Raw genomic sequence first — 622 nt, 5'->3', positions numbered from 1 at the left:
GAACGCCTTTCTCCTCATTCCGAAATGGTAGAAGTAGAAACCGAACCGAGATTGGTGCGTTTACGTAAGGTGCAGCACCTCAAACGTAATATTCATGCAAGCTTAAAAACAGGCACAAATGGCGTACAACTGCTTTCTGCATTGCAGCCGACGGCCGCAGTGGCAGGTTTGCCTCGTAAAGAGTCGATGCAGTTCATCCTTGATAACGAGCCGTTTGCTCGTGGCTGGTATGCTGGCTCTATGGGTTATATCAGCCATGAACGCGCAGAGTTTTGTGTGGCAATAAGAAGTGCATTGGTGCTTGGCGATCAAGTTCAGCTGTTTGCTGGAGCGGGTATTGTTCCTGGATCTGTTGCTGAACACGAGTGGGCTGAGTTAGATAAAAAGATGTCGACGCTGTTAACGTTGATTTCCGATCATCCGCCACTTGGAGTGGCATCATGAGTTATGATCAAGCGGTTCTCAATCGAATTTGGTCAGAGACCATTTTGACTGAGCTTCACCGATTTGGTGTGAAGCATGTTTGTATCGCGCCGGGATCGCGTTCGACTCCTTTGACTTTAGAAGCGGCGGAACAGCCAAATTTTTTCATTCATACTCATTTTGATGAGCGTGGATTAGG

1 protein-coding gene and 1 pseudogene are annotated in these 622 nt (G+C 47.6%); both read left to right on the top strand.

Annotation, left to right across the window (positions count from 1 at the left end; all coding sequences use genetic code 11):
- Positions 1-444, top strand: a 444-nt coding sequence (locus tag R7Q09_RS26665) for a chorismate-binding protein (RefSeq protein WP_318144010.1), incomplete at its 5' end; no start/stop codon positions are given.
- A pseudogene (locus tag R7Q09_RS26660) lies at positions 441-622 on the top strand (2-succinyl-5-enolpyruvyl-6-hydroxy-3-cyclohexene-1-carboxylic-acid synthase); the annotation flags it as partial. The gene R7Q09_RS26665 and the pseudogene R7Q09_RS26660, both read left to right, overlap by 4 nt.

The organism is Vibrio sp. 2130-1, assembly GCF_033339515.1.
This window is presented reverse-complemented; position numbering and strand designations above follow the sequence as displayed.